Origin of the sequence: Allotamlana fucoidanivorans (genome assembly GCF_006265225.1) — a bacterium.
Taxonomy (GTDB): domain Bacteria; phylum Bacteroidota; class Bacteroidia; order Flavobacteriales; family Flavobacteriaceae; genus Allotamlana; species Allotamlana fucoidanivorans.
Genome location: NZ_VDCS01000003.1, coordinates 200,028 through 225,563, shown reverse-complemented (window position 1 = coordinate 225,563; position 25,536 = coordinate 200,028). Strand labels below are relative to the sequence as shown.

General features: G+C 34.0%; 26 protein-coding genes. 10 read left to right on the top strand and 16 right to left on the bottom strand.

Features of this window, described 5'->3' with window-relative positions:
• Nucleotides 1–49 precede the first annotated feature (49 nt).
• Nucleotides 50–817 carry a membrane metalloprotease gene (locus FGF67_RS03900; protein WP_139695159.1) on the bottom strand — a complete coding sequence of 256 codons (768 nt, stop codon included), beginning with the start codon at nucleotides 815–817 and terminating at the stop codon, nucleotides 50–52.
• 208 nt (nucleotides 818–1,025) lie between these two features.
• Here FGF67_RS03900 and FGF67_RS03895 point away from each other — a divergent pair, with 208 nt between their 5' ends.
• The 4 genes from FGF67_RS03895 to secDF all read left to right on the top strand — a co-directional run bounded on the left by FGF67_RS03895 (nucleotide 1,026) and on the right by secDF (nucleotide 7,108).
• Nucleotides 1,026–2,051: a DUF6588 family protein gene (locus FGF67_RS03895; protein ID WP_139695158.1), complete on the top strand. Its 1,026-nt coding sequence runs from the start codon at nucleotides 1,026–1,028 to the stop codon at nucleotides 2,049–2,051.
• A gap of 262 nt (nucleotides 2,052–2,313) precedes the next feature.
• On the top strand, nucleotides 2,314–3,240 hold the full coding sequence (mdh, locus tag FGF67_RS03890) for a malate dehydrogenase (RefSeq protein WP_139695157.1): 927 nt from the start codon (nucleotides 2,314–2,316) through the stop codon (nucleotides 3,238–3,240).
• A gap of 72 nt (nucleotides 3,241–3,312) precedes the next feature.
• Nucleotides 3,313–3,930, top strand: coding sequence for a hypothetical protein (locus tag FGF67_RS03885; RefSeq protein ID WP_139695156.1), 618 nt, complete (start codon nucleotides 3,313–3,315; stop codon nucleotides 3,928–3,930).
• Between the two features lie 181 nt (nucleotides 3,931–4,111).
• Nucleotides 4,112–7,108, top strand: coding sequence for a protein translocase subunit SecDF (gene secDF / locus FGF67_RS03880; protein WP_139695155.1), 2,997 nt, complete (start codon nucleotides 4,112–4,114; stop codon nucleotides 7,106–7,108).
• A 63-nt stretch (nucleotides 7,109–7,171) separates the two neighbouring features.
• Here the strand turns inward: secDF and FGF67_RS03875 are convergent, their stop codons facing one another.
• The 6 genes from FGF67_RS03875 to FGF67_RS03850 form a co-directional block, all read right to left on the bottom strand.
• Complete coding sequence (locus FGF67_RS03875; protein ID WP_139695154.1) at nucleotides 7,172–8,581, bottom strand: hypothetical protein; 1,410 nt, start codon at nucleotides 8,579–8,581, stop codon at nucleotides 7,172–7,174.
• Between the two features lie 151 nt (nucleotides 8,582–8,732).
• On the bottom strand, nucleotides 8,733–9,110 hold the full coding sequence (locus FGF67_RS03870) for a hypothetical protein (RefSeq protein WP_139695153.1): 378 nt from the start codon (nucleotides 9,108–9,110) through the stop codon (nucleotides 8,733–8,735).
• Nucleotides 9,111–9,162: 52 nt separating this feature from the next.
• Nucleotides 9,163–10,704: an arylsulfatase gene (locus FGF67_RS03865; RefSeq protein WP_139695152.1), complete on the bottom strand. Its 1,542-nt coding sequence runs from the start codon at nucleotides 10,702–10,704 to the stop codon at nucleotides 9,163–9,165.
• 131 nt (nucleotides 10,705–10,835) lie between these two features.
• Nucleotides 10,836–12,986 (bottom strand): DUF748 domain-containing protein, encoded by a 2,151-nt coding sequence (locus FGF67_RS03860; RefSeq protein WP_139695151.1) that lies wholly within the window; start codon nucleotides 12,984–12,986, stop codon nucleotides 10,836–10,838.
• A 78-nt stretch (nucleotides 12,987–13,064) separates the two neighbouring features.
• Nucleotides 13,065–14,009 (bottom strand): DUF6515 family protein, encoded by a 945-nt coding sequence (locus FGF67_RS03855; protein ID WP_233243998.1) that lies wholly within the window; start codon nucleotides 14,007–14,009, stop codon nucleotides 13,065–13,067.
• A gap of 107 nt (nucleotides 14,010–14,116) precedes the next feature.
• Nucleotides 14,117–14,845, bottom strand: a complete 729-nt coding sequence (locus FGF67_RS03850) for a DUF2092 domain-containing protein (RefSeq protein ID WP_139695149.1) — start codon at nucleotides 14,843–14,845, stop codon at nucleotides 14,117–14,119.
• 212 nt (nucleotides 14,846–15,057) lie between these two features.
• On the opposite strand from FGF67_RS03850, the gene FGF67_RS03845 reads away from it, so the two are divergent.
• Nucleotides 15,058–15,420: a PKD domain-containing protein gene (locus FGF67_RS03845; RefSeq protein WP_139695148.1), complete on the top strand. Its 363-nt coding sequence runs from the start codon at nucleotides 15,058–15,060 to the stop codon at nucleotides 15,418–15,420.
• Between the two features lie 183 nt (nucleotides 15,421–15,603).
• On the opposite strand, the gene FGF67_RS03840 is transcribed toward FGF67_RS03845, so the two are convergent.
• Genes FGF67_RS03840 through FGF67_RS03820 form a run of 5 tightly spaced genes read right to left on the bottom strand, consistent with a single transcriptional unit; the run spans nucleotide 15,604 to nucleotide 19,718 of the window.
• The gene (locus tag FGF67_RS03840) at nucleotides 15,604–16,086 is read right to left on the bottom strand and encodes a DUF192 domain-containing protein (RefSeq protein ID WP_139695147.1); all 483 of its coding nucleotides are present in this window, start codon (nucleotides 16,084–16,086) and stop codon (nucleotides 15,604–15,606) included.
• Nucleotides 16,083–17,021: a prolipoprotein diacylglyceryl transferase gene (gene lgt / locus FGF67_RS03835; protein ID WP_139695146.1), complete on the bottom strand. Its 939-nt coding sequence runs from the start codon at nucleotides 17,019–17,021 to the stop codon at nucleotides 16,083–16,085. The genes FGF67_RS03840 and lgt overlap by 4 nt, the downstream gene beginning before the upstream one ends.
• Nucleotides 17,022–17,033: 12 nt before the next feature.
• Nucleotides 17,034–18,161 carry a peptidylprolyl isomerase gene (locus tag FGF67_RS03830; RefSeq protein ID WP_139695145.1) on the bottom strand — a complete coding sequence of 376 codons (1,128 nt, stop codon included), beginning with the start codon at nucleotides 18,159–18,161 and terminating at the stop codon, nucleotides 17,034–17,036.
• A 2-nt stretch (nucleotides 18,162–18,163) separates the two neighbouring features.
• Nucleotides 18,164–18,706, bottom strand: a complete 543-nt coding sequence (gene gldI / locus FGF67_RS03825) for a gliding motility-associated peptidyl-prolyl isomerase GldI (protein ID WP_139695144.1) — start codon at nucleotides 18,704–18,706, stop codon at nucleotides 18,164–18,166.
• A complete protein-coding gene (locus FGF67_RS03820; protein ID WP_139695143.1) occupies nucleotides 18,699–19,718 on the bottom strand; it encodes a DHH family phosphoesterase in 1,020 nt (339 codons plus the stop codon). Before FGF67_RS03820 ends, gldI begins: the two co-directional genes overlap by 8 nt.
• A 165-nt stretch (nucleotides 19,719–19,883) precedes the next feature.
• Between FGF67_RS03820 and FGF67_RS03815 the strand changes: the two genes are divergently transcribed.
• Nucleotides 19,884–20,303, top strand: coding sequence for a nucleoside-diphosphate kinase (locus FGF67_RS03815; protein ID WP_139695142.1), 420 nt, complete (start codon nucleotides 19,884–19,886; stop codon nucleotides 20,301–20,303).
• Between the two features lie 128 nt (nucleotides 20,304–20,431).
• On the opposite strand, the gene FGF67_RS03810 is transcribed toward FGF67_RS03815, so the two are convergent.
• The 4 genes from FGF67_RS03810 to recF all read right to left on the bottom strand — a co-directional run bounded on the left by FGF67_RS03810 (nucleotide 20,432) and on the right by recF (nucleotide 23,424).
• Nucleotides 20,432–20,623, bottom strand: a complete 192-nt coding sequence (locus tag FGF67_RS03810) for a cold-shock protein (RefSeq protein ID WP_139695141.1) — start codon at nucleotides 20,621–20,623, stop codon at nucleotides 20,432–20,434.
• A gap of 96 nt (nucleotides 20,624–20,719) precedes the next feature.
• A complete protein-coding gene (locus FGF67_RS03805) occupies nucleotides 20,720–21,016 on the bottom strand; it encodes a DUF721 domain-containing protein (RefSeq protein WP_139695140.1) in 297 nt (98 codons plus the stop codon).
• A 340-nt stretch (nucleotides 21,017–21,356) separates the two neighbouring features.
• Nucleotides 21,357–22,148: an alpha/beta hydrolase gene (locus FGF67_RS03800; RefSeq protein WP_139695139.1), complete on the bottom strand. Its 792-nt coding sequence runs from the start codon at nucleotides 22,146–22,148 to the stop codon at nucleotides 21,357–21,359.
• Between the two features lie 196 nt (nucleotides 22,149–22,344).
• Nucleotides 22,345–23,424: a DNA replication/repair protein RecF gene (gene recF / locus FGF67_RS03795; RefSeq protein WP_139695138.1), complete on the bottom strand. Its 1,080-nt coding sequence runs from the start codon at nucleotides 23,422–23,424 to the stop codon at nucleotides 22,345–22,347.
• A gap of 137 nt (nucleotides 23,425–23,561) precedes the next feature.
• Here recF and FGF67_RS03790 point away from each other — a divergent pair, with 137 nt between their 5' ends.
• The 4 genes from FGF67_RS03790 to FGF67_RS03775 all read left to right on the top strand — a co-directional run bounded on the left by FGF67_RS03790 (nucleotide 23,562) and on the right by FGF67_RS03775 (nucleotide 25,531).
• Nucleotides 23,562–24,338 (top strand): tetratricopeptide repeat protein, encoded by a 777-nt coding sequence (locus FGF67_RS03790; RefSeq protein WP_139695137.1) that lies wholly within the window; start codon nucleotides 23,562–23,564, stop codon nucleotides 24,336–24,338.
• Between the two features lie 13 nt (nucleotides 24,339–24,351).
• On the top strand, nucleotides 24,352–24,837 hold the full coding sequence (ribH, locus tag FGF67_RS03785; RefSeq protein WP_139695136.1) for a 6,7-dimethyl-8-ribityllumazine synthase: 486 nt from the start codon (nucleotides 24,352–24,354) through the stop codon (nucleotides 24,835–24,837).
• A 126-nt stretch (nucleotides 24,838–24,963) separates the two neighbouring features.
• Nucleotides 24,964–25,221, top strand: coding sequence for a hypothetical protein (locus FGF67_RS03780; protein ID WP_139695135.1), 258 nt, complete (start codon nucleotides 24,964–24,966; stop codon nucleotides 25,219–25,221).
• Between the two features lie 22 nt (nucleotides 25,222–25,243).
• A complete protein-coding gene (locus FGF67_RS03775) occupies nucleotides 25,244–25,531 on the top strand; it encodes a riboflavin synthase subunit beta (protein WP_139695134.1) in 288 nt (95 codons plus the stop codon).
• The last annotated feature ends 5 nt before the right edge of the window (nucleotides 25,532–25,536 follow it).

The window sequence follows — 25,536 nt, the reverse complement described above, 5'->3', positions numbered from 1 at the left end:
CATAAAAAAACGGCTTTTAAGCCGTTTTTTTATGAGTAATTTTAAAAATTTATTTGCCACCATTGGCTTTTAAATCTGCCAAACACTGGGCGTCAAGTAGAGGTATAGTGCTCATTCCTGTAAGGGCTACTGAAGATTCAGATTCCCAATACATTAAACAATCTTTTTCATCACAATGCTTAGGATGATCTACATCTTCATGATTGGTTTGCATGGTTGACCCTAAGTTTGTTAGGCCAAGTATATGACCAAATTCATGGTTAATAACCGTAGTTTCTAGAACACTGCGTTCAGGTTCAAAAGGACTATTGCTTAATGCTTGAACAGTTTCTTCATAAATTACAAAAGACGTATTCCAATAGGCGGTTCCTAAAACCACTTCATTGCCAACATCATTATCTGATTTTCCGTCTATAAATAAAGCCCAAACCGCAATTTTTGATCCCTGATTGTATTCTTGGCGTTCTTCTCTTTCAATATTGGCAATGTCTTCTATGGTATAAGTTGCTTGGCCAGGTGAAGGGATTACTCTTTTCTTCACTGTTATCCCTGAAGGTTTATAGGTTCTATTGTTTAAAAAAGTTACAAAGTTATTAATGGTATTCTGTGTGGGTTCAAGGCCTTCTACGTATACAATTTCTATGATCATACTTGTAAAAGAGTTGTCAGACAGAAGGTCGTTGGCAGAACTTCCTGTACTTTGTCTATTAAGCACTTTATTTATGCTACCAGTAAGGTGATCATCAAGAGGTTCGTCATTAGTACACGAATGGATAAATAAGAGTATTAATGCGGTTGAAAAAAGGCGGAAATTCATATTTGGGAAACGTGGGTTCAAGGCTAAACTTTTTGGGGTAAATTTAGCATAAATTTTTTTACAAGTTTTTATACTGTTAAAAACGGACAAAACCAGAGTTAAATATAGAGGTTAAGTTTATTTTAAACGACAAAAAGATAAATAAATACGATAAAATGCGTTTTTAAGTAATATTTTCTTATGTTTGTTGTGCCAAATTTTAAATGAAATGAAAAAGATAAGTTTACTTGCTATACTTTGTTTTAGCATATTAACAGTAAAAGCACAAGAAGGTTTAAATGGCTTGCTTAGAGCTGGTGTTGAAAATGCGGAACGATTTAGTAATGATTTTTTAAAGCCTGGAACAAATGGAGTAGTGCATAGTTTGAATGCTAACTGGTTTAATACAGCCGATGTAAAACCGCTTGGAGGTTTTGAAATATCTATAATAACCAATGCTGCCGTTGTAAAGAACGAGCATAGAGCATTTCAAATGAATATTGCAGACTATAATCAGGACGATTATGATTTTACCGTTGAGTTTGAGGATGGAGCGAATTCAAAAATGGTTTCAACCGTACTGGGAGAAAATAATCCTGATATAGACATCATTGTTCGGTCAAAATCTAGTTCACTTTTATCAGATAGAATCACTTTGCCTTCAGGTGTGGGTGGAGATTTAGATTATGTACCTTCTGCATTTATTCAAGGCGCTTTAGGCTTAAGTAAGGGCTTAGAAGTTAAAGCGCGATTTTTGCCTAAAATTAAGGCTGATGATATAGAAGGCAGTATGTTTGGTGCTGCTTTACAAGCCGAGTTTACAAAGTGGTTGCCTGCAGATAAGGTGCTTCCTGTGGCACTATCTGGCTTAGTGGCATATACTACCTTAGACGCCAGATATGACTTAACAGAATCATCGGGTGTAGATGGACAAAATCAACGTTTAGAAAACAATACAGATACCTGGTTGTTTCAATTTATAGCCTCAACGAAGCTACCCATTATAAATTTTTATGGAGGGATTGGGTATATTTCGGGTGAGTCAAAGTCTGATGTATTAGGAACATACATCGTAAATAATGGTATTTTACCATCAGAACCTATTGATGATCCATTCTCAGTATCAAGTAAAGTGTCATCCGTTAGAGGTACTTTAGGAACCAAATTAAAATTAGGGTTCTTTAGGCTTAATGCCGAATATCACTTATCAGACTACAACGCCTTTTCTGTGGGTATAAATTTTGGGTTTAGATAAGCCTTCTGTTTCAAAAAATTGATTTCTTAGTTTTATTTAGTTTTTATTGAATTTTACTCTGAAAAAGTACGGGATTTTTATTCTGTACTTTTTTATTTAGAGGGTTTTAATTCGTAAATTCGCATTTGTTTGTTTTTATGCCTTGTGCTTAGATAACAGCGTTGCGTATTTATGATAATCATCATAAAACAAAAGGGCAAAAAGGCTGAAATTTGCAGCGTAGAATATCGAATCAAATTACTAAATAATAAATATTAAAAAAATGAAAGTAACAGTAGTAGGAGCAGGAGCAGTTGGTGCAAGTTGTGCAGAGTACATTGCTATCAAAAATTTCGCTTCAGAAGTGGTATTATTAGATATCAAAGAAGGGTATGCAGAAGGAAAGGCTATGGATTTAATGCAGTGTGCCTCATTAAACGGATTTGATACAAAAATCACTGGGGTTACCAATGATTATAGCAAAACAGCAGGAAGTGATATTTGCGTCATTACTTCAGGTATTCCTCGTAAACCAGGTATGACACGTGAAGAGTTGATTGGTATTAACGCTGGTATTGTTAAGGCCGTTTCAACAAGTTTATTAGAGCATTCTCCAAATATGATTTTAATTGTGGTTAGTAACCCAATGGATACCATGACATATTTGGCTCACAAAGCAACAGGATTACCAAAAAACAGAATAATAGGAATGGGTGGTGCTTTAGATTCTGCTCGTTTTAAATATAGATTAGCAGAGGCTTTAGAAGCTCCAATTAGTGATGTTGACGGAATGGTTATTGGCGGACATAGTGATACAGGTATGGTGCCGTTAATTAGTCATGCTACAAGAAACAGTATAAAAGTGTCAGAATTTTTAAGCGAAGAGCGTTTAGAGCAAGTTGCTGCCGATACTAAAGTAGGAGGTGCTACCTTAACCAAGCTATTAGGAACATCAGCATGGTATGCACCAGGAGCTGCTGTGAGTGGTTTAGTTCAGGCTATTGCTTGTGACCAAAAGAAAATATACCCATGTTCTACGCTGTTAGATGGCGAGTACGGATTAAGTGATATCTGTATTGGAGTGCCAGTTGTTTTAGGTAGAAACGGTATTGAAAAGATAGTAGATATACCTTTAAGTGAGGCCGAAAAAGCTCACATGCAAGCCAGTGCAGAAGGTGTTTCAAAAACGAATGGATTGCTAGAATTGTAATTTAGATAAGTTAAATATGATAATTATATAAAGACTGTAGCAATACAGTCTTTATTTTTTTATATTTGGCGCATGATTGCAAGATGGTGTATTAGTATTTTTGTATTAGTTCTTACTTTATTTGGTGTTGTTTCGCAACAGCAAACGCCTGCGCCTAACCAAGAAATTGTTTTAGAATTTGCTCATGTTGAACTTTCTTCAGAAGAGGCTTTAAAAACCATAGGGGAAGTAAAGGAGCAGCTTCAAGAGGTTGGGGTTACTAATGTTCAAATAAAGCCGCTTGATGACGGAAAATTAAAGATTAGCTACTTTAGTGAATCTGACGTTACTAGTGTAAAACGTGCTTTTGCTAAAAATCCGTATTTAGCTGTTGAAACAGATGCATCAACACCCAAAAAATCAAGTGAAATTCCTTCACATGATGAATCTCTTCAATACCATTTTGATATTTATGAGATTGAACCTGGAGATTATTCGGGTTGGGATTTTAATGGTAGTGTTGTTTTACAATTAGATAATAAAAGTGATCGTTTCCTTGATCCTAGCTTAAAATTAAACACCAGCGGTTTAGTACATAATCACCTAAGCAAGCAAGTTAAGGTGTCTTATCGTGTTCAGCAAACCATAGCCATTGCTTTAGATACACCTTTACATAGTATTCCGGAAGTTAGGGCAGGCCCTAATAGTTAATTTATTCTAAAAGAGAGAAAAGTTGATTTAAAATTCAGACTTAAATCAAACGTTTCAACGTATTCATAAGGGTATGAGTTGTAGCTTATACCACTAATCATAAAAACTATTTAAAATTGTCAAATTTGGGCTGAAACTCTATATTTGCCCGTTTTCAAAATTTGATTAAAAATATTATAACATGCAAAACAAAGGACTAGTTAAACTATTTGCTGTCTTGTTTGGTCTGGTAAGTCTTTATCAGTTATCATTCACATTTAAAGGCAGTCAAATTGAAAAAGAAGCTCAGGAAATAGCTATAAACGAAATTCCTGAAACGGAAGAAAATTACCATGCAAAACGCAGCCAAAGAGAAGCAGATTATTTACAATCTATTGCTACAGATACTGTGTTCAATATTGGTATTGCCAAATTCACGTATAATGAGGTGAAGCAAAAGGCCATGAATCTTGGTCTTGATTTAAAAGGAGGTATAAATGTTATCCTTCAAGTATCAGTAGAAGATTTATTAAAAGGATTGGCAAACAATACCACAGATCCTGTTTTTAATAAAGCTTTAGAGGATGCCGCAGAGCTTCAAAGAAATGGTCAAAACACCTATATCGAAGATTTCTTTACCGCTTTTGAAGCTATAAAGGGCGATACCAAGTTAGCATCTCCAGATATATTTTATACCAAAGAATTAGATGGGGAAATTGACGGAAGTATGACAGACGATGAGGTTAAATTGGTTATTGAAAGAAAGATTGATGAATCTATTGTTTCAGCTTTTGAAGTACTACGTAAGCGTATTGATGAATTTGGTGTAACCTCTCCAAATATTCAACGTTTAGGAACATCAGGAAGAATTCTAGTAGAATTACCTGGTGTGAAAGATGTTGAGCGTGCTACTAGCTTGTTACAAAGTACAGCTCAATTAGAGTTTTGGGATGCTTATAAAGGCGAGCAATTCTTTCCGTTTTTGGCTCAGGCTAATGAGGTGTTGAAAGATGTTGTTGATGCAAAAAAAGAAGCAGGTGCTCAAGAACCACAAGATGAAGAAGATGCAAAAGATGCTCAAATTGATGACTTGTTGGGGGATGCTGAAACAGATTCTACCTCGGTACAAACAGTAAATCCTATTTTCGATTTAATTAGAGGACAAGGGTATCCAGGTGGTCCTGTTATTGCTAAATTTGAAATAAAAGATAAAACAAAAGTTCTAGAATATTTAAACATTCCAGAAGTAAGATCATTGTTGCCAGCAGAACAGCGTTACGTAAAATTTGCTTTTGGGAAACCAGAGAAAAACAGTGAACTGGTTGATTTATATGCCCTAGTAGGTAATAGAGAGAATGTACCACCATTAAGTGGTGATGTGGTAACAGATGCAAGAAACCAATTTAACCCAATGGGTAAATCTGAAGTTTCTATGCAAATGAACGCAAAAGGTGCTAAGATCTGGGAAGAAATGACTGGTAAGGCTTATAACCAACAAAGTCAAATTGCTATTGTTTTAGATAACGTAGTGTATTCTGCACCAGGTGTTACTTCAGGACCAATTGCAGGTGGAAGCTCTTCTATTTCTGGTGATTTTAGCTTAAATGAAGCTATAGATTTAGCTAACGTACTTAGAGCAGGTAAATTACCAGCATCGGCAGATATTATTTCAAGTGAGGTAGTAGGGCCGTCATTAGGGAAAGAGGCTATTGAAAGTGGAACCATGTCATTCTTAATCGCTTTGGCGTTAGTGTTACTTTGGATGATTTTCTACTATGGAAAAGCGGGCGTATTCTCTGATATTGCTATGCTGTTAAACATTCTTTTAATCTTTGGAATTTTATCAGGATTAGGAGCGGTGTTAACCTTACCAGGTATTGCTGGTATCGTATTGACCATTGGTATGTCGGTGGATGCGAATGTACTGATATTTGAACGTATTAGAGAGGAACTTGCAAAAGGAAAAGGGCAGATAGAGGCTATTAAAGATGGTTTTGGAAATGCCTTATCCTCTATTTTAGATGCTAATATCACGACAGGTTTAACGGCATTAATTCTATTTGTATTTGGTACGGGGCCTATTAAAGGTTTTGCAACCACCTTATTAATTGGTATAGCAACCTCATTGTTTACTGCGATCTTCATTACAAGATTGTTAATCGACTGGTACACCAATAAGAAAGGTAAACTAGATTTCTCTACAGGAATTACTAAAAACCTATTCAGAAATATTAATATTGAGTTCTTGAAAAAACGTAAGGTAGCTTATATTGTTTCAGGTGCATTTATTGTATTGTCTTTAGGGTCATTGTTTACTAACGGCTTAGATCAAGGTGTAGATTTTGTTGGGGGAAGAACTTACCAAGTACGTTTTGCTCAAGATGTATCTGCTTCAGAGATTACAGGTGTGTTAGCTGATGCTGCTGTTTATGGAAGTGCAGACGCTAAAACATTCGGAGCTGCTAATCAGTTAAAGATTACCACAAAATATAAGGTTAATGAGTCTGGAACTTCTGTAGATGAGGAAATTAGAAAGAAATTATACGATGCGTTAGTGCCTTATTTAGAAGGTGTTTCTTATGATGAATTCATCGATTTAAATGATGAAAACAAGCAAGTAGGGTTATTAGAAACCTATAAAGTGTCTCCAACTATTGCTGATGATATTAAACAAGCTTCTGTTTGGGCTGTTTTAGGATCGTTAATTGTTGTGTTTTTGTACATTTTATTCCGATTTAAAAAATGGCAATATTCATTGGGTGCTGTTGCTGCTGTTTTCCATGATGTATTAATTGTATTAGGGGTGTTCTCTTTAACCTATAAGTTAATGCCTTTTAATATGGAAATTAACCAAGCTTTTATTGCCGCCATATTAACTGTAATTGGTTATTCGTTGAATGATACGGTGGTTGTTTTTGATAGAATTCGTGAGTACTTCAACGAGCATACTTCATGGAATTTTGATAAGGTAGTGAATACGTCACTAAGCAGTACGTTGAGTAGAACTTTGAATACATCATTAACGACTTTAGTGGTACTTTTAGCCATATTTATTTTTGGTGGCGATTCTATTAGAGGGTTTATGTTTGCTTTAATTGTTGGGGTAATAGTAGGTACCTATTCATCATTGTTTATTGCCACACCAATTATGTATGAAACGATTAATAAACTAGACAAAAAGAAACATAAGAAAAGCTAGTAGTTCCTTGTTTTTCAATAAAACAAAAAGCCTGTCAATAAAAAATTGATAGGCTTTTTTGTATTACAAAGATTCTAAAAGTTGATTTGTTTTTTTACTTAAAAGTGGAATATCCAGGCCAATTACAAATTGCCAGCGGCTATAGTTAAATTGTGTTTCAGGCGTGTTATTAATAGTAACACTAGGCGTAACGTTGATGGCGTACGGACTTAAAAATGTGTTAGAACTTCCAGCATAGGTAATCCCAGAAATAATACTTAACCATTTTAATTTCCAGTCTATACCCAAACTCATGTGATAAAAATCTTCACCTATTTCAATATTTTTATTCTCTTTGGCTGAAAAATCAAAAATATTAGCACTTTCCTTAAAAGCATTAAAATCTGTAGAAAATCCAGCATAAAAATTTAAGTTTTGACTTAAGGTGTATTCAATGCCAGCACCAAAATTAACTACTGTTTTACGAGCCTCAGCAAAATAAATTGGTGTTAACGTGCCTTGACCTAAATCAATATCAGGAATTTTTAATCGGCTATATGAATTTAAACTACTTACATAATCAATATTTACGTGCAGTTTACCTTTATGTATAGGAACACCAATACCTAAGGAAACCCCTAGTGGTTCTTTTCGTTTAGAGTCTACATCTTTAAAATCACCTGACAGATATAAATCATCATCAGAACTTACACCAGAGATTAATTTAGAATAATTAAAGGATCCATCTTTCAAAACTTCTATATAGGGGACATTAATATTGACGCCTAAATGAAATTTGGGAAATCTATAATTTGCCCCAATTTTAACAAATAGGCCGTATGATTTTTGACTAAAACCAACCACGTTTTGATAAAAAGATACATTTTCGTTATTCGATTCAAAGATATGACTAGCACCAGAATGCGCCTTATAACTGTATACTGAGACAAAGGTTGAAATACCTACATTGAGTTGCTTGTTTATTTTATAGGCCCAAGATGCACCACTCCAATCGTCTTTTATTCTGCTATTTAGTGTAATGGTTGTTGTGTGTTTCGTAATGTCAGGAAATTGATTCCTTATGGCATCATTTAAATAATTTGTGGTATAGTTTAAGTTTGTATTAAAGTTAGATTTAGTTAAGTAAGAATACGCAAACCGATTGTTAAACAATTTAAAAATACCACCAGCCATGGTTGAAGCATTATCAAAACTTGAACTACTTAATTGTGCTTTATTTGAAGGGTTTTTTAGTTTTATATTGGTTAACTGATAAGCTTTGGCATTCAATGAAAACCCTAAATCATCACTATTTGCCAAAAAAGAAGGATTGTAGTAGGTTAGCCCTAAATCAGAAACACTTCCTGTAACATTTCCTGCTAAAAGGATAGAGCGATTCCCAAAGTTATTGAATTTGTAGTTGCCTTCTTGTGAATGGCATTTCCATATTTGGAATAAGCATATAAGAAAAAAACAATTTCTGAATAATATCATGGGAGGCAGGAATAATCAATACTATAAACTTAACTTTTAAATCTATGGTGTCAAAATTTATTTGAAGAATAAGATGCACTCTGGGTTATGAATATTAAAAAAAGCACAAGGAATTTGCTTGTGCTTTTTGATAATTACATTTGAAGACCTTTTACAGACCAACGAGTTTCAACGCTTTTTGCAAGAGGTCAGGATTCTTACTTACGTAATCAATAGCCGCTTGTGTTAATGATTTATCTCCTAAAACAGATGACATAAGACCTTGAAGTCCACCAGAATTTTTTGTTGTCAAATTCATGAAAGCATCTTTAGTTTCTGGATTAGATTTTAAATGGTTTATCGTTTTTTCTTGAAGTTCTTCATCTTTCATTAAGGCTTGTTTAATCTGCTCTTCTTGTTTAGAACTTACATCGGTACTTTTAACTGTTTCAGTTAACTCAGAAGATTTTATTGAAGGTAATGTTTGGGCTACTAAAGAGGAAGCCGTAGCGCATAATGCAACTATGGTAAATAATATTACTTTTTTCATATTGTATTTTTTAAGAATAAAGGAGGCATCATGCCTCCTTTATTAAATTATGTTAATTGTTTCCAGGTGTTGATAATTTCTCCATAACTTTGTCTAAACTAAAACTTGCAGCTTTCATTCTTGGAGGGTAATCTTTAAAAGTACCGAAGAATTTAGCAACATAAGCTTGAGCAGGAACAAGCATAAAGGCATGATTTATTAACCAATCGTAATAGGTGTTAGATGTTATTGAAGAAAACTCATAAGGGTCTCTTCTTAAATTATATATCATAGGTAATCTTAATTTAATAAAAGGTTCAGCCCAAACTTGTAGTGTTCCTGGCGATCTTTGTTCCATAAAGATTAATTTCCAATCATTGTAACGTAAAGCGGTTAAATCACCATCATCTGAGAAATAGAAGATTTCATGACGTCTACCTTCTTTTTCTTTACCAGTTAAATAAGGTAGCATATTGTAACCGTCTAGATGCACTTTAAATGTTTTACCATTGGCTTTATAGCCTTTAAGTAGTTTGTCTTTAATCTTATTGTCTCCAGCGGCAGCTAAGAATGTAGGCATCCAATCCATGCCTGAAAAAATTTCGTTTGAAATCATACCTTCAGGAATTTGTCCAGGCCATTTCACCATAGCAGGTACGCGCCAACCACCTTCCCAGTTGGTGTTTTTTTCACCTCTAAACGGATTAATTCCAGCATCAGGCCAAGTGTTTTTGTGTGGACCATTATCTGTTGAATACATGACAATGGTATTGTCTGCAATGCCTAATTCGTCTAATAAATCTAGGAACAAGCCAATATGCATGTCGTGTTCTACCATACCATCGCCATATTCATTTTGGCCAGAGATACCTCTATGTTCGGGTTTTACATGTGTTCTAAAATGCATACGGGTGCCATTCCACCAGCAAAACCATGGTTTTCCAGCTTTGTGTTGTTTCCTAATCCAATCCATAGCCGCTTTTGATGATTCGTCATCAATAGTTTCCATACGTTTTTTAGTTAAAGGTCCTGTGTCTTCCACTTTGCCATCAGCTGTAGAATGAATGACACCTCTTGGACCAAACCTTTTTCTAAAGTTAGGATATTTTTTAGGGTCTGGATAATCTGCTTGCTCAGGCTCTTCTTCTGCATTTAAATGATAAAGATTACCATAAAACTCATCAAAGCCATGATTGGTTGGAAGGTGTTCATCACGATCTCCCAGATGGTTTTTTCCAAACTGTCCGCTAATATAGCCTAGCGGTTGAAGTAACTCTGCAATGGTTGGGTCTTCTGTGCTAATACCTTCTTCGGCACCAGGCATCCCTACTTTACTTAAGCCCGTACGAAAAACACTCTGTCCTAAAATAAAAGATGACCGGCCTGCAGTACAACTTTGTTCGGCATAGTAATCGGTAAATATAGCGCCTTCTTTGGCTATTCTATCAATATTAGGCGTTTTGTAACCAGTAATGCCCATGGTATAGGCGCTGATGTTTGATTGACCAATATCATCCCCCCATAAGACCAAAATATTGGGTTTTTTTTGAGCCATGGCAGAGAATGTCATACAACAACATACCATGATTGCTCCGAGTAATCTGATTCTTTTCATTTCAATGTGATTAAGTGATTAATAACTATAACTATGTTTCTAAGGTAGTATTTTTCTTATACCATTACAAAGCATTATATTATTTTATTGTTAAGCGTTTTATTTAAGGCTGTGTTATATGTGATTGAAAGTCAGTGGTCTTTCGTATTGGTTTCGCCTTTCATGCCATAAGTAATCAGAAATTTTGGGTAAGCCCCTGTGTTTTCTGGGTCGTCAATAGTTGACTTTTTTATAGTGATTTTTGATGAAAATGATTGTTCTTTTAAATAATCTTGAGTTGTTTTAATGATAAGGTTGTCTCTAACTTCAGCAAAGCTGTCTAAGTTCTTTTGGGTGCTGAATTGTATAATGGCCTTATCTAATGGTAAGCTGTCTGTGTCAATTTCTTTAAAAATAAAGGCTTCAAATTTTTTTTCATCTTTTATATCCACATCACCCGTTTTTAGTCTATATGTTGCTTCAGCTAGATTTTGACCAAGTGCTTGTTTTTGTAATGCCTTATCAACATAATAGGTTAAACTTATTTGAAGTTCAGGTTTTTTGTTCTCCAATGCAATGAGCTTGTCTAGTTGCCTGAAATTTTTATTTGATGGAATAGTGTCTGTATAGGTTAACTCAATTTCTTCTAGTTCTTTAGGGTCACCACCAACTAAATTAACTAAGAAATTTACGGGTGCAGCAACGGTTTTACCTATAACATTTTTAAATGTTTGCCAAATTATCTTTCGCATGTTATAATTAGGGTCATTTAAGTTGCCTCTTACAGGTATTTCTAAGTTAACATCGCCATGTTTATCTGTTAATAGATAGAAAGCAAACTTCAAGGGTAAGTCATACAAGCCTCCTTTTACGTTTTCTAAAGACGCATTTTTTACAAGCATTTTATTTTCACTCGTAATAGTTCCGTCTACAATCTTAGACTGTGAGTAGTAATACATGTCGCCTTGCAGTATACTATGCCCCATATAATAGTTAGTATATAAGTTAAGATCGGGTAGTAGAAATTTTTCAATAGAGATGTTGAGTGTGGAGTTGAGATAATTTTGTGGATTTATTCCCAATTTTGCCTTTAGGTTACCGCGATTATTTAATAGCATGGTAGCATTAATATCTAACCAGTTTGCAGTACTTTTTATGTCTTTTGAATCTATGTCTATGTTGCTCAAGTGATATTTAAAAGGGGCTCCTGTTAAATTATCGGTGTAATCTAAAACACTATTGTTTACAGAAAGGTTTTTAATAGTGTATAAAAGATTTTCTGTGTTGCTTGTATCTGCAGGATTTTCAGCTTCAACCACTTTGTCAATTTTAAAAATTTTAAAAAAGTTATTTGAAATAGAATCTAATTGAAAATAGGTGTACAGGTGGCTAATATCAATGCGGTTCAAAACATATTCCTGATTGGCATAATCAATTTTGTCAATGTTCGATTTTATGGAATTTGCGGCTAGAAATTCTTTATTATTAAAATCTGTCATTTTAAAGTCTGAGACATTAATGGTGCCAGAAAGTATAGAATTTATGGCGTTTTTGGTGTTTCCGTGCACATTAATTTTTGAATCAACAACACCATCAAACGTGTTAACATGAGCATAGGGTTTTACGTAATTTAAAAAATTATCAAGATAAAGTTGATGTACGGTAAAAGAACCATCAAAATCACCTGTAATAGGGTTAATATTTAAAGTAGATTCAAAATAGCCGCCGCGGTCAAAGTTAAATTTAAAATCGGCATTGCTTTTTTCTTCCTGATTCCAGCTTATGTGCGGTATGTTAAACGAGAAGTCTTTTATATAGAGCTCATTTTTTACGTTATGATCGTTAAAAATAAAATCGACATCTTTCAGTTCAATATTTGAAATGGCGTATTTAAAGGATTCCTTTGATGCATTCAAGGTGTCTTCTGGCATGCTGTGAAAGGAAATAAGATCATCAAAATTAAAGGTAGAATCTTTCATGATTATATTTACCATGAGACCCTTTACATAAAATTGCTCAATTACTTTGTTGTTTGAAAGCAGTTTGAAGGGCTCTAGATTAACAATGAGTGTATCAAAGGAGGTAAATTCATCTGATTCATTTTGTTCAAGCATTTTAAAATCATAAATCTGTAATGTGCTTGAAAAGTAATTGTATCTTAATTTGCCAATATCAATTTGGCGTCCTAATAACGTTTTGCTATGGTTGATAGCATAATTCTTTATCACATAAGGTAAGGCAATCAGCACCAGTATAATTAGTGCAAGTATGATTCCTAAAATTAGTTTTGACTTTTTCCTCATGACTTTCAAAAGGACTTGAAAAAAGGGTAAACATTTCTTGATACCATGAGTTTTGATTTGAATGGTAACGTACTAAACTTATTCCTTTTTTACATCGACTATTTCATACATATTTTTACCATCTACCTGAATAGGTTGGTAGTAGGTTTCTCCAAATTGAACATAAGTAACTTCTCCTATTTTTACTTCTTCGCCTCCTTCAGGAAGTCCAGGAACAATGGTGCCCGCTGTAGCAGGAACCACAATATAGCCCTCTTTATTCTGCTCATAAAAAGCGCCACCGTAGTAGTAATTGGTAGTGTTGTTAACTTCAACCTTTTCGGCATCTTTAGGGATGTCAGGAACTTGTGCTCCAACAGGTGCCTGTACAGCTTCAAACCCATTTTCTGTTTTTAAATAATAGGTGCCATTTTCATAATGATACTCTTCATTGTTAGATTTATCATTGTCATTTACAATGTTTACTATGATAGCGGTAGTGGCTAAACTGGTTACAAAATACCCCCATGGGTGGTAATAGGGACCCCAATAAAATGGTCTGTAAGGAAAGTAAAAGTAGGGGAGGTGACAATAATACCTATAACCACCATATCTGTATGGTGGCCTTACATAGGCTCTTGAACTTCCTCTAACTCTTGTGTTTCTAATATTAACGTTTCTACTTCTATCAATATTAACGTTTACATTTTTATTACCAATTCTATTGTTGTTGCCTATTTTGTTACCTGCTTTATTGGTGCTTCTGTCTTTTACTTTTGAAGTTCTTCTGTCTGGTAATTTTGATTGACCAGTATTGGGTTTGTTTATTGTTGATGGCCTAGTACTTTTATTTGGAATATTCTTGTTGTTTGAAAAATCTCTACTCTTATTATGAGTAGCTCCGCCATTAATTGACCTATTAGGCATTCTATTGGTTGTTGAAGGTCTGGCAGTAGGTCTGTTACTTCTGTTGGGCATTTGTGTTGGCCTTGTAATAGAACCGCCGCCTCTAGCTCCTCCAGAAGGCCTCATACGCTGAGCCATTAGTTCAGAGGGAAATGCTATGCAAATACAAACTAAAATGAGACCTATTATATTTTTTATGTGGTTGTTATGTGAATTCATGCTGATAAAGATTACATCGTGTTTAATTAAGATTGCTTTAAAATGCTGATTAACTGGGCTGTTGGAGGTGCCATAAAACTAAAAACAGCATCGGGTATATTGGGGTTTAAAGACCAATTTTCAAACGAAGCTTCATATTGCATATTTTCTTCGTTTTTATACATAATGACAAAGCGTTTTGGCAATAAATAAGTTTTGTTTGAAATCCAAAACTGAACGGTCATGTCTTTATTAATAGCCATGATGTGATAACATATTTCGTCTGATAGATTTACAGTACCAAGAAATTTTATTTCATCAAACATATCCATTAAATCGTCAGTAAAACTGGGGTAGAAGAAATCTGCTGCTGGAAATTTGAAGTCGAAATTTTTGTGCATTTCATCAATCATTTCAATGGTTGTATCGGGTGCTTCAAGGGTAACGTAGTTGTTTTCATCAACGTTGTAATAGGTTAGATATTCACCATCATACCAAAAACCATACTTTCCCTTTGTTCCTTCCGTTTTTGTTAAAAGTTTATCTGGCCCCGAAAAAGAAACAGTACTTTTTAAATAGTGTTTTACAATGTTTTTAGAATCGTCATAATTGTCTATTGAGGTATTCAGGTCAAAAGTTACTGAAGTTAAATCTCCAATAATGGTACTCATTCTGTCAAGGATAAAAATGGCTGTGGAATCCATTTTTTTATCGTTTTGGGAAGGGCTAACAAAATAGGATAAAAGCAGAGCAAGGAGTAATATGTGTTTTTTCATAACGGAAGTGATTAATAAAGTATTGATAGCAAGATAAATGTACGTTATTTAATTTTTGATATAGACATTGAAAATAAGAAAAAACTGTAAAAATTGATCAAGAGGGAGATTATTTTTATGTTAAGATGCTTTTGCATGGTTTGAAAGATTTAAATAAACACGAAACGTGTTTAAAATGTTGATTTTAATTTTTTATATTTAATGAAAAAAGTATGAGAAAAGCGAAATTAGTTTTATTGATGCTTACAGTATTCTTAATAGAATCATGTAGTAAAGATGATGCAAAGAACACGATTGATTGTTTGTTTTCTGGTTTAAATTTTGATGTTAGCCATGAAGTTGATGCCACTAACAGTAAACTAGTTATGTTTACCGTAACATATTCTGGGGATTATGCCATGGGTAATAATATAACTTGGGATTTTGGAGATGGCGCTGTTGAAGTTATTACAGGAAATACAGCAACACATGAGTATGCCACAACAGGCGAATATACAGTAAAAGTAAAGCCAAGAGAAGAAAATGGTGAGGCCTATTGTATTCCTGAAAAAAAGGAAAAAGTTACTATAAACTAACGCAAGTTTGATAAGAGAATCTAAAATTTATGGCATTAATGTCATTAAATATGAATGATGTCACTTCGAGCAGACATAGTCATTTAAATTTCAAAAAATCAGAAATAGATCCAAAACGTTATGTTCAACTTACGTTAAACTAAAACCTATCCAGCATAATGTTTATTGAACGAGCAGGGTGTTTTAGTTGTTCTTTTTGAAGCTTATAGAATCTCCAACTTTAAGGTTCCAAATGTCTATTAACCCAGCGTTCATTTCAAGTACATATTGGGCTGGTACATTTGAAGGTAAAGAAGATTCATCAAAAGGTTTTGCATTTTTTTGAAAACTCACTATATGTTTGTCAGCATTGATATAGATTAAATCTAAAGGAAACTTTGTGTTTTTCATATAAAAGAATCGTTCACTTTCATCGTTAAAAACAAATAGCATGCCTTGATTTTTTTTCATGCCATCTCGGTACATGAGTCCTGTTTGTATATCAAAATCAGTGTCTGCTATTTCAATATCCAAATGAACTTGCGTTTTGTCAGATTTATAAATGGTAAGATCGCCTTCTTTTTTAAAAGATACCTTAGTTTGTGGTATAGGTTTGTTTTGCTCTTTACAACTTATCATTGCAAATGAAACAAACAAAAGCATACTAAACACCAAACGATTAATCATTTATTGGATACCGATTTGGGTTTGTACATAAACATAAAATAAAGCCCAAGTAGAATAAATGGTATGCTTAACCACTGTCCTGTGTTTAAAACCCAGTCAGCACGTTCTGCGTTTTGGGCTTCTTTGGTGAATTCAATAAAAAACCGGATGGTCCATAATAACACCAAGAATAAACCAAATAAAAAACCAGGTTGATCTTTTTTGTTTGTTTTGGTGTAGAAATACAACAAAATTAAAAATACAAACACATAACACAAAGACTCATAAAGTTGCGATGGGTGGCGGTAAGGAACCACTTCCAATAAATTTTGAAATTGCGGATTCTCTGTTACTGCATTGTAAGCTTGTTGCACATCATTGATGCCCGTAAGCTGCATGATCTCTCTTTTGTAATAATGGTCTTGAATAAACCGAACACCTAAAGGAAAATCACCCGATGGCTTACCTATAATTTCAGAGTTAATAAAATTGCCTATTCTTATGAAAATAGCACCAGAAGCAACAGGAATCACAACACGATCTAATATCCACAAAATAGATTTGTAATGGTATTTTCGTCGGTATAGATACATCCCAATTATTATACCTATGGCGGCACCATGACTGGCTAAACCTTGAAATCCTGTGAATTCAAAACCTCCTTTAAATTTAAAGGGCAAAAAGATGCTGAAAAAATCTTCGGTAATTAATTCAGATTGATAAAATAAAACATGCCCCAATCTGGCGCCTAACATGGTGGCTAAAACGGTGTATATAAATAAGGGATCAAGATATTCTAATGAAATCTTTTCTTTAGTAAAAATACGTTTCATTATATACCACCCTAAAATAAAGGCAATAACCCACATTAAGCTATAGAAGTGGAGTTTAAAAAAACCCAACAAGTCAATACCTGTTATGGGGTTCCAATCAAATTTTAAAAGGTGCGTCGTCATGAGTATTTTGTGTTACTTTATGAGTTTTAAAATGTCTACTTCAAAAATAATATTTGTTTTTCCGGGAATACCCCGTGTTCCAGACTCGCCGTAGGCTAAATGATACGGAATAAATAAAGTGGCTTGGTCTCCTACATGTAGCTGTTGAAGCCCTTCTTTAAATCCAGGAATCATACCTGCGTTGGGGCCAATATCTGCTGTTATTGGTTGGTATCTGTTAGCTGCTTTTCTCTTTTCGTTTACTGCATCAAGTACTTCTGCTATTTCCAGTTTACTTGTTTCTAATAGTTTTCCGTTGTCAAAATAAACGGCATAGTGCACCAGTACGGTAGCATCAGGCGGTAATTTTTCGCCATTACCCTTTTTTGAAATGTAATATTGAAGTCCAGATTCTAATGAGCTGGCCTGTGCCTTCTGCTTGTCAAATTTGGTTTTGGAGGCTGTGATAATGGCTTGCGCCTTAGCGGCTTGTTCTTTTTCAAGGCGTTCTTCTTCTGCAAAATGTGCAACAAAAATACTATTGGCGTTAAAGTTCTTTGCCGCTTTTCCTTTTCTAATGATATTAAGCTCTACCAAAACAACGTCATCAATAGGTTTATCTCTATCATCTGTTTTTACATTTGAAATAGAGTCTTGAACATCTTGGCCAATAACCAATTCTCCAAAAATACTATAGCTGTTATCTAAATGTGGTTTAGGTACTTCGGTAATGAAAAACTGGCTGCCATTTGAGTTGGGGCCCGAGTTAGCCATAGATAAAATGCCAGGCTTATCATGTTTTAAGCTAGGGTGAATTTCATCCTTAAATTTGTAACCAGGATTACCCTTTCCTGTACCAGTAGGGTCTCCCCCTTGAATCATAAACTCATCAATAACCCGATGAAAAATGGTGCCATTATAATACTTTTTATTTTTGTATTCTTTTTTTACTAGCGTGTTTGTACCTTCGGCAAGCGAAACAAAATTAGCCACTGTTATAGGGGTTTTATTCTGTTCTAGTTTAGCAACCATAGTGCCTTTATTGGTAATAAACTCAGCATATAAGCCGTCTTCTAATTCGGGGTATTGCGCCTTACAGGATGACAAAAATATCAATAAGAAAACGAGACTAGTCTTAAAGATACTGTTAAGTAGGTTCATTGTTATTTTGTGGTGTTTTGGGTGATGGAATGTAAAGTGACCTCACAAACTAGAGGTGTGTTTCTGCCTATTTTATTTTCGTCTCCGTAATAGCCATACGCTTTTTGAGAAGGGAATAAAAAAGTAACTGTTTCTCCTGTTTTCATGAGTTTTAAACCTTCTCTAAGGCCAGAAAAGAGTTCTTCTTTATCAATGGTGTAGGTTTGCATGCGCAACTCATCTTTAGAGTAAATGACTGTGCCATTCAATGATTTTACATCATAATCATAATTCACAATATCACCAAATTGAGGTGTTTGTAAGGTGTCAGACTCTATTTTATTGTTGTAGTAATACAAAAAGCCATTTTCAGAAGCAATGTATTCTTTTTTTTCTTTTTTCAATAGGTTTTCAATGGCCGTCTGTTCTTTAGCATTGAGTTGTCTGTTTCGCTTAACAGATTCATCAATGAAGGAGCCTGTTTTTACAGAAACAGGTCTTCTTGCTTCGGGTGTTTTACAGCTAACCGCTAGTAAAACAAAGACGAGTAATAGTAATTTATTCATTAATCAGGGCTTTGTTATAACTAGGCAATATACTAATAAATTTTTCAACAGTCTCTTTAAGAGGTAATTCACTTCTGCCGCCAGCTGCATTTGTATGTCCACCACCGTTAAAGTGCATTCTAGACATGTCATTTACAGAAAAATCACCCTTTGATCGTAATGAAATTTTAATGATGCCTTCCTGTTGGTCTTCTATAAAAATAGCAGCAAGCACAATACCTTCTAACGAAAGGCCGTAATTAACCATGCCTTCTGTATCACCTTTTTTGTAGTTAAATCTATTTAATTCTTCTTGGGATAGGGTGATGTAGGCTGTTCTTGCTTCGGGAATCACTTTTAAATTAGACAGCGCGCAACCTAATAACTGCAGTCTTTCATAGCTATTGGTATCATAAACGCTATTGTGTATAAATGCATTGTTAGCACCTCGTTCAATAAGGTGTGCCACAACCTGATGCGTGGTGCTTGTGGTACAAGGGAAACGAAAAGAGCCTGTATCTGTCATAATTCCTAAGTATAAACACGTTGCAATATCTACATCTACTAAATTATCATCACCAAGCAGATTTATAAAATGATAAACCATTTCGCAGGTAGAACTCATAGAGACATCACTATAGGTATATGCAGCATAATCATCTGGCGCCTGATGATGGTCAATCATTATCTTTAAAGCAGTGCTTTGTTGTAAAGCATGTTCCATGTTACCAGCTCTATGAAAGGCATTAAAATCTAAGGTAAATATAATGTCAGCTTCTTGTATTAAGGTGTTGCAGGATTTTGTTTGATAATCATACACTAAAATACGTTGGTTTCCAGGAACCCATTTTAAGAATGAAGGATAGTCATTAGGAACAATGATTTGTACTTGGTGCTGTTTTTTCAAGAGATAGTGCTGCAAGCCTAGTGTAGAGCCAATAGCATCTCCATCAGGGTTTTTATGCGCAACAATTACAATGTTCTTCGGCGTGGATAATAGCTTTTTAATGCTCGAAATGTCTTGTTTTTTCATAGATGGCGAAGATACAATTTTTTTAAATTTAGATTAATTGCGATTAATAATAAATACTTTACATTTGCACGCGAAAGCACATAAAGCTAAATATCAGTTTTATACAGAACATTGTTTGTAAAACGGATTAATAAAAATAAAATTAGAATACATAAAATTATTTAAATGGCGACAAATAGAACATTTACCATGCTTAAGCCAGATGCTGTTGAAAAAGGACACATAGGCGCAATTTTAGAAAAAATTTCAGCTTCTGGGTTTAGGATTGTAGCAATGAAATTGACTCAAATGACAACTGCTGATGCGGAAACTTTTTACGCAATTCATAAAGAACGTCCGTTTTTCCCAGAATTGGTTGAATATATGACACGCGGACCAATTGTAGCGGCTATCTTAGAAAAAGAAAATGCAGTTGAGGATTTTAGAACCTTAATTGGAGCTACAAACCCTGCTGATGCCGCTGAAGGTACTATAAGAAAAATGTATGCTGATTCTATCGGTGAAAATGCTGTTCACGGTAGTGACAGCGATGAGAATGCTGCTATTGAAGGCGCGTTTCATTTTGCAGGAAGAGAACAGTTTTAAAATATAGATTTAATACTTTTGAACAAGCCCATTGTGACGTATCGCATTGGGCTTGTTTATTTTTATTGGGTACAAAAAAAGCCTATCAAAAAATGATAGGCCTTTGTTGTAATTGTTAAAGTATATGTTTAGACTACTTTTACGTTTACGGCGTTTAATCCTTTTCTACCTTCTTGTAGATCGAATTCAACATTATCGCCTTCACGAATTTCATCGATTAATCCTGAAATGTGTACGAAATGTTCTTTGTTGTTGTCCTCTTCAATAATGAATCCAAAACCTTTTGAATCGTTAAAGAATTTTACGGTACCTTTACTCATTGTAATTTGTATTATAATTAAAACGCCAAAGGTAAGGTAATTAACAATACAATCTGTTTTTTTGAAGATTAATTTAAAATTAAATTTTCAGGTCAATTATCTTAAAACCAGTTTTTTAATTATTTCTTTGCCAACCTCTTCATTTAGCATGTTAATTATTTTTTGTTTGCCATAGCTTAATTCTTCACGTAAAACACTAGAGCTTAACTGTACATAAAGGGTGTCGCGCTCTAATTTTATGGAAGTAGTGTAATTGTTTACACCATTACCCATTAAGTTTTCCCAGGCTTTGGCAATGTTCACTTTGTCCAGACCTTTTTCAAGCTTATTGGTTTCAATAAATTCTTTTAAAGCATCACTGATGCTCATATGTTCATTGTGTCTTTTGGCCATTTCAAATTGTGATTAAAAACGTAAAAGTATAAAATTTAAGTGGGCGTTACCACAAGGGTCGGGCTATTCGTTACTAGTTTTGGCTCGATGCGCGCCTCGCTAAAAGCTAATCACTGCTATCCCTAACGCGGCCTTTTTTACTAACTTCTGTTTTTAATCGAACGGTTTTTATTTTTTTATGAGGTTCGTTTATCGTTTATGAGAAAGGATAGTTGCATGCGCAAGCAACCAACTTACTAGAAATGGAACGAACCAGAAGAAATTCTGTATGATTTCCTGTATAGGCGAGAACCAAGCAATTATTTTTACACTTTGTTGGTAAATCGTATTTTTTATAGTTTCATTCTTTGTTTATCCAATTCACAACAAATCCTAAAAGATTATTTGGTACTGTATGTCCACCGTCAAATTTTTTGAAGGTAACATCATAGCCATTTTTTATCAAGAGGTCTCTACCATTTTCGGCAAAATTAATAGGAACAGCTTTGTCTGACTTGCCTTGAATAATGAGAGTTCTAACTTCTTTTCCTTCTTTAATATCATCTCTCCCTAGCCAGTCTTCATCAACAACCGAACTGAATATAATCATTCCATCAACTTTATTGTGATGGTGGATTCCAGATAAATATGTAATTATGCCACCTTGTGAAAAACCTAAAAAATAAACTTTGTCAATGTTGTAGGATTTTTTTAAATCGTTCATCACTTGATTCATTTGATTTTCAGTTGTCAAACGCATAGCAGATTTTTCTATTTCAGAAGCTGGTCTTTCTAACATTATATAAGATGAAAAATCATATAAGAACCATTCATATCCTAAGGTTCCGTTTTGTCCCATTATAGCGTATGGCGCTTCTGGTGTTGCAAAAATAAATCCAGCATCAGTAAAGGGTTTACTCAAATCCTGAAAATTTTCCGCTGTATCTCCATAACCGTGAAGAGCTATTATCAATGTGTGCCCTTTAGTTGATTCATAGATAATAGGTAAGGCAACTTTTGTAGGTGTAAAAACTTCTACTTTGCTCAAAAGAGTAGAGGTGTTTTTTATGGAATCATTTTGTGCCTGTGCAAAGTTTACCACTAATAAAATTGCTAGAAATATTTGAATGGATATTGGTTCAAATTTACTCATAATATTGTCAATTTGTATGTGGTTGCTTACATGCTTGCCAACTTTAATGCTATACGTTAATGTTATATGTTGTTTTAATGACTTGTATCAAACGATAAACAAAGTTAGCGGAAATTCTTTATCAAGCTGTAAACTAAACAATATAACCGTTCAAAAATTGGTAAAAAAATGGTTTTATTTAATACAATACCAACTTTTATAGCCTAAAAATCTCATAACTTTGATGTACCTGCTTTACTATATGCTCAGTACGCTCAGCATGGGTGTCACTTATAAATAATTGTCCGAAATTTTCATCATCAACCAGTTTTATAATTTGAGCTACACGGTGTTCGTCTAGTTTGTCAAAAATATCATCAAGCAATAAAATAGGGTTTTCACCACTTTGGGCTTTAATAAAATCAAACTGTGCTAATTTTAGAGCAATTAAAAACGACTTTTGTTGCCCCTGACTTCCAAATTTTTTAATGGGGTGTTCCTCAATGTTGAACTGTAAGTCGTCCTTATGAATACCGGCGCTAGTATATTGTAGGGCTTTATCTTTATTAATCACGTTTTTTAAAAGGGTGTCAAGATTAGCTTCGTATAAATCACTCGTGTAAATTAAATTTACAGATTCGTTGCCGTTACTAATCGCTTTGTAGCGTTTTTTAAAAATAGGAATAAAAGTCTTTAAAAAAGCATCACGTTTTTCAAAAATAATATGGCCGTACTCAGCAAGTTGACTGTTATACACATCTAAGGTATCCTTGTTAAAGGTGTGGTTTAAAGCAAAATACTTTAAAAGCGCATTACGTTGTGTTAGTACCTTGTTGTAATTAATAAGTTGAATTAAATAATCTTTATCACTTTGAGAAATAACGCTATCAATAAATTTTCTTCGGGTACTGCTGCCTTCAACAATTAAATCACTATCTGCAGGAGATACAATGACTAATGGTAAAAAACCTATATGGTCACTAAACTTATCGTAGGCTTTACCGTTGCGTTTTATTACTTTTTTTTGGCCTCTTTTTAAACTAATGGCTATTTTTTCTGTTTTTTCTTCTTTAGCATAATTACCATTAATGACAAAAAAATCTTCATCATGCTTAATATTTTGGGTCGCTACCGGATTGAAATAACTTTTTCCGAATGATAAATGATAAATGGCATCTAGTACATTGGTTTTTCCTATGCCGTTATTTCCAACAATACAATTTATTTTGCTATTGAAAATGAATGACTTACTGCCAAAGTTTTTGTAGTTTAGTAAAGAAAGTGATTTTAAAATCATACAAAAAGTAACTTTTGCTGGACTATACGGCTTTGTGGATTAAAAGAAGTGCAAATTATTGAAAAATATCAAATAAATAGGCTTTTAGTTATGAAGAAAAATTATATTTTTGCGCGACAATAATTTAGAAAAAATAAATGGCAACTTATAATAAGAGAGGGTATAAACCAAAAACTAAAGTAGAGAAAGAGCATAATATTGAAGAAGGATCTACAACTGCCGAAGTATTTAATACGCTAGATGAAACCGCTTCAAAAACAGAGGATTTTGTAGCAAAAAACCAAAAGTATATTTTTGTTATTATTGGTCTCGTTGCTGTTATTGTATTAGGATCTTTGGGGTATAAAGAGTTTATTGCACAGCCTAAGCAAGCCACTGCTATGAATGATATGTTTCAAGCACAAAAATACTTTGATGAAGCTGTAAGTGCAGCTACTGCTCAAAAGGATTCGTTGTATAATTTGGCTTTAAATGGAGGTGAAGGTAAGTTTGGAATGCTCGATATTATTGAAGAATACAGTGGTACACCATCAGCAAATTTGGCTAGTTACTACGCAGGAACAGCTTATTTAAGATTAAAAGATTATAAGAGTGCTGTTGAACATTTGAGCAATTTTAAAAGTGAAGACGAAATTTTAGCACCTTTAGCAAAAGGTAATATAGGTGATGCTTTTGTACAATTGAATCAGCCAGAAGATGCTTTAGGGTATTATGAGGAAGCTGCTGAAATGCGTAATAATGAGTATACAACCCCAATGTACCTATTTAAAGCAGGAACTATAGCACTTGAGTTAGGTCAGCCAGATAAAGCGTTATCTTATTTTAAAAGAATAAAAGAAGATTATTCAAATTCTACCGAAGCTGGAAAGGTTGAAGTGTTTATAGGTAAGGCTCAGGTGTTAGCAAATAAGTAAAAATAGCTTTTTTATGGCTACTGCAAATAAAAATTTATCAGAATACGATAAGGCAACAATCCCAAACGCAAGTAAATTTCGGTTTGGGATTGTTGTTTCTGAATGGAATGAAACGGTTACAGAAGGGTTGTACAGAGGTGCTTATGAGGCGCTTATAGATAATGGTGTGGCTCCAAACAATATCGTAAAATGGGATGTGCCTGGTAGTTTTGAACTTATTTACGGGTGCAAGAAAATGCAGGAGCAGATGGTGAGTGCGGTTATTGCTATTGGTAGTGTTATTCAAGGAGAAACAAAGCATTTTGATTTTGTCTGCGAAGGTGTTACTCAAGGCATAAAAGACTTGAATGTGATGCATGAAGTGCCTGTAATATTTTGTGTGTTAACCGACAATACCATGAAACAAGCGTTAGAACGCTCAGGCGGGAAACACGGTAATAAAGGTACGGAAGCAGCCATTGCTGCAATAAAAATGGCTGAACTTAGAAGAAATAGCTAAATCAACTTGTCTTTGTCGTTTCATGCTTTCTAGTATTGAAGATGTTATTTTTAACCCCAGTGTTAGGGGTGTTGTTAACATTTTTTAGGATACCAGATCAGTATTTCTCTCTAATTTTAAGTACTTTTGAGGAACAATCATTACGAGGTTTTGTTTAAACAACGCAAACATAAAACGTTTAATTATCAGCCACGGTTTTCAAAAGAACCTTCATTAGAAACTAAATCAAATGAAGGTGCTGAAGCTAAAGATTTTAAATCTAGGTGGCGAAGATCTCATGACTCTAAAGTCAAGGTGCGTGGGGCTATGTCTATTAAAGTATTAGTGATTATTTTGGTATTATTATTGATTGGTATGTATGTATTAGAAAAGAAATACTTGTAATCAAAAAAACAACTTAGAAATCATGGGCCTTTTAACACGACGCGAAAACAAGAAATTTAATTATACGCCACGCTATTATGATAACAATGGGAAAGAAGGAAGTCCATTTGAAATAAAGCATAAATTTGATGGGTATAGGAAAACCGTTGGAGCCAATAAAAGTTTAAAAGGTAAATTTATTGATGCTCTTGATGATTTTAAAAATAATCCAGATAGAGCAGCAAATAGACGTATTTTAATTATTATAGCAATTCTCGTTTTGATATTTTTGTTTATTATTGATTTCGACTTATCTATTTTCTTTTCTTAAATAAT

Coding starts and splice junctions, on each gene's coding strand:
- FGF67_RS03900 (WP_139695159.1), bottom strand. CDS start 817: ATGAATTTCCGCCTTTTTTCAACCGCATTAATACTCTTATTTATCCAT.
- FGF67_RS03895 (WP_139695158.1), top strand. CDS start 1,026: ATGAAAAAGATAAGTTTACTTGCTATACTTTGTTTTAGCATATTAACA.
- mdh (WP_139695157.1), top strand. CDS start 2,314: ATGAAAGTAACAGTAGTAGGAGCAGGAGCAGTTGGTGCAAGTTGTGCA.
- FGF67_RS03885 (WP_139695156.1), top strand. CDS start 3,313: ATGATTGCAAGATGGTGTATTAGTATTTTTGTATTAGTTCTTACTTTA.
- secDF (WP_139695155.1), top strand. CDS start 4,112: ATGCAAAACAAAGGACTAGTTAAACTATTTGCTGTCTTGTTTGGTCTG.
- FGF67_RS03875 (WP_139695154.1), bottom strand. CDS start 8,581: ATGATATTATTCAGAAATTGTTTTTTTCTTATATGCTTATTCCAAATA.
- FGF67_RS03870 (WP_139695153.1), bottom strand. CDS start 9,110: ATGAAAAAAGTAATATTATTTACCATAGTTGCATTATGCGCTACGGCT.
- FGF67_RS03865 (WP_139695152.1), bottom strand. CDS start 10,704: ATGAAAAGAATCAGATTACTCGGAGCAATCATGGTATGTTGTTGTATG.
- FGF67_RS03860 (WP_139695151.1), bottom strand. CDS start 12,986: ATGAGGAAAAAGTCAAAACTAATTTTAGGAATCATACTTGCACTAATT.
- FGF67_RS03855 (WP_233243998.1), bottom strand. CDS start 14,009: ATGGCTCAGCGTATGAGGCCTTCTGGAGGAGCTAGAGGCGGCGGTTCT.
- FGF67_RS03850 (WP_139695149.1), bottom strand. CDS start 14,845: ATGAAAAAACACATATTACTCCTTGCTCTGCTTTTATCCTATTTTGTT.
- FGF67_RS03845 (WP_139695148.1), top strand. CDS start 15,058: ATGAGAAAAGCGAAATTAGTTTTATTGATGCTTACAGTATTCTTAATA.
- FGF67_RS03840 (WP_139695147.1), bottom strand. CDS start 16,086: ATGATTAATCGTTTGGTGTTTAGTATGCTTTTGTTTGTTTCATTTGCA.
- lgt (WP_139695146.1), bottom strand. CDS start 17,021: ATGACGACGCACCTTTTAAAATTTGATTGGAACCCCATAACAGGTATT.
- FGF67_RS03830 (WP_139695145.1), bottom strand. CDS start 18,161: ATGAACCTACTTAACAGTATCTTTAAGACTAGTCTCGTTTTCTTATTG.
- gldI (WP_139695144.1), bottom strand. CDS start 18,706: ATGAATAAATTACTATTACTCGTCTTTGTTTTACTAGCGGTTAGCTGT.
- FGF67_RS03820 (WP_139695143.1), bottom strand. CDS start 19,718: ATGAAAAAACAAGACATTTCGAGCATTAAAAAGCTATTATCCACGCCG.
- FGF67_RS03815 (WP_139695142.1), top strand. CDS start 19,884: ATGGCGACAAATAGAACATTTACCATGCTTAAGCCAGATGCTGTTGAA.
- FGF67_RS03810 (WP_139695141.1), bottom strand. CDS start 20,623: ATGAGTAAAGGTACCGTAAAATTCTTTAACGATTCAAAAGGTTTTGGA.
- FGF67_RS03805 (WP_139695140.1), bottom strand. CDS start 21,016: ATGGCCAAAAGACACAATGAACATATGAGCATCAGTGATGCTTTAAAA.
- FGF67_RS03800 (WP_139695139.1), bottom strand. CDS start 22,148: ATGAGTAAATTTGAACCAATATCCATTCAAATATTTCTAGCAATTTTA.
- recF (WP_139695138.1), bottom strand. CDS start 23,424: ATGATTTTAAAATCACTTTCTTTACTAAACTACAAAAACTTTGGCAGT.
- FGF67_RS03790 (WP_139695137.1), top strand. CDS start 23,562: ATGGCAACTTATAATAAGAGAGGGTATAAACCAAAAACTAAAGTAGAG.
- ribH (WP_139695136.1), top strand. CDS start 24,352: ATGGCTACTGCAAATAAAAATTTATCAGAATACGATAAGGCAACAATC.
- FGF67_RS03775 (WP_139695134.1), top strand. CDS start 25,244: ATGGGCCTTTTAACACGACGCGAAAACAAGAAATTTAATTATACGCCA.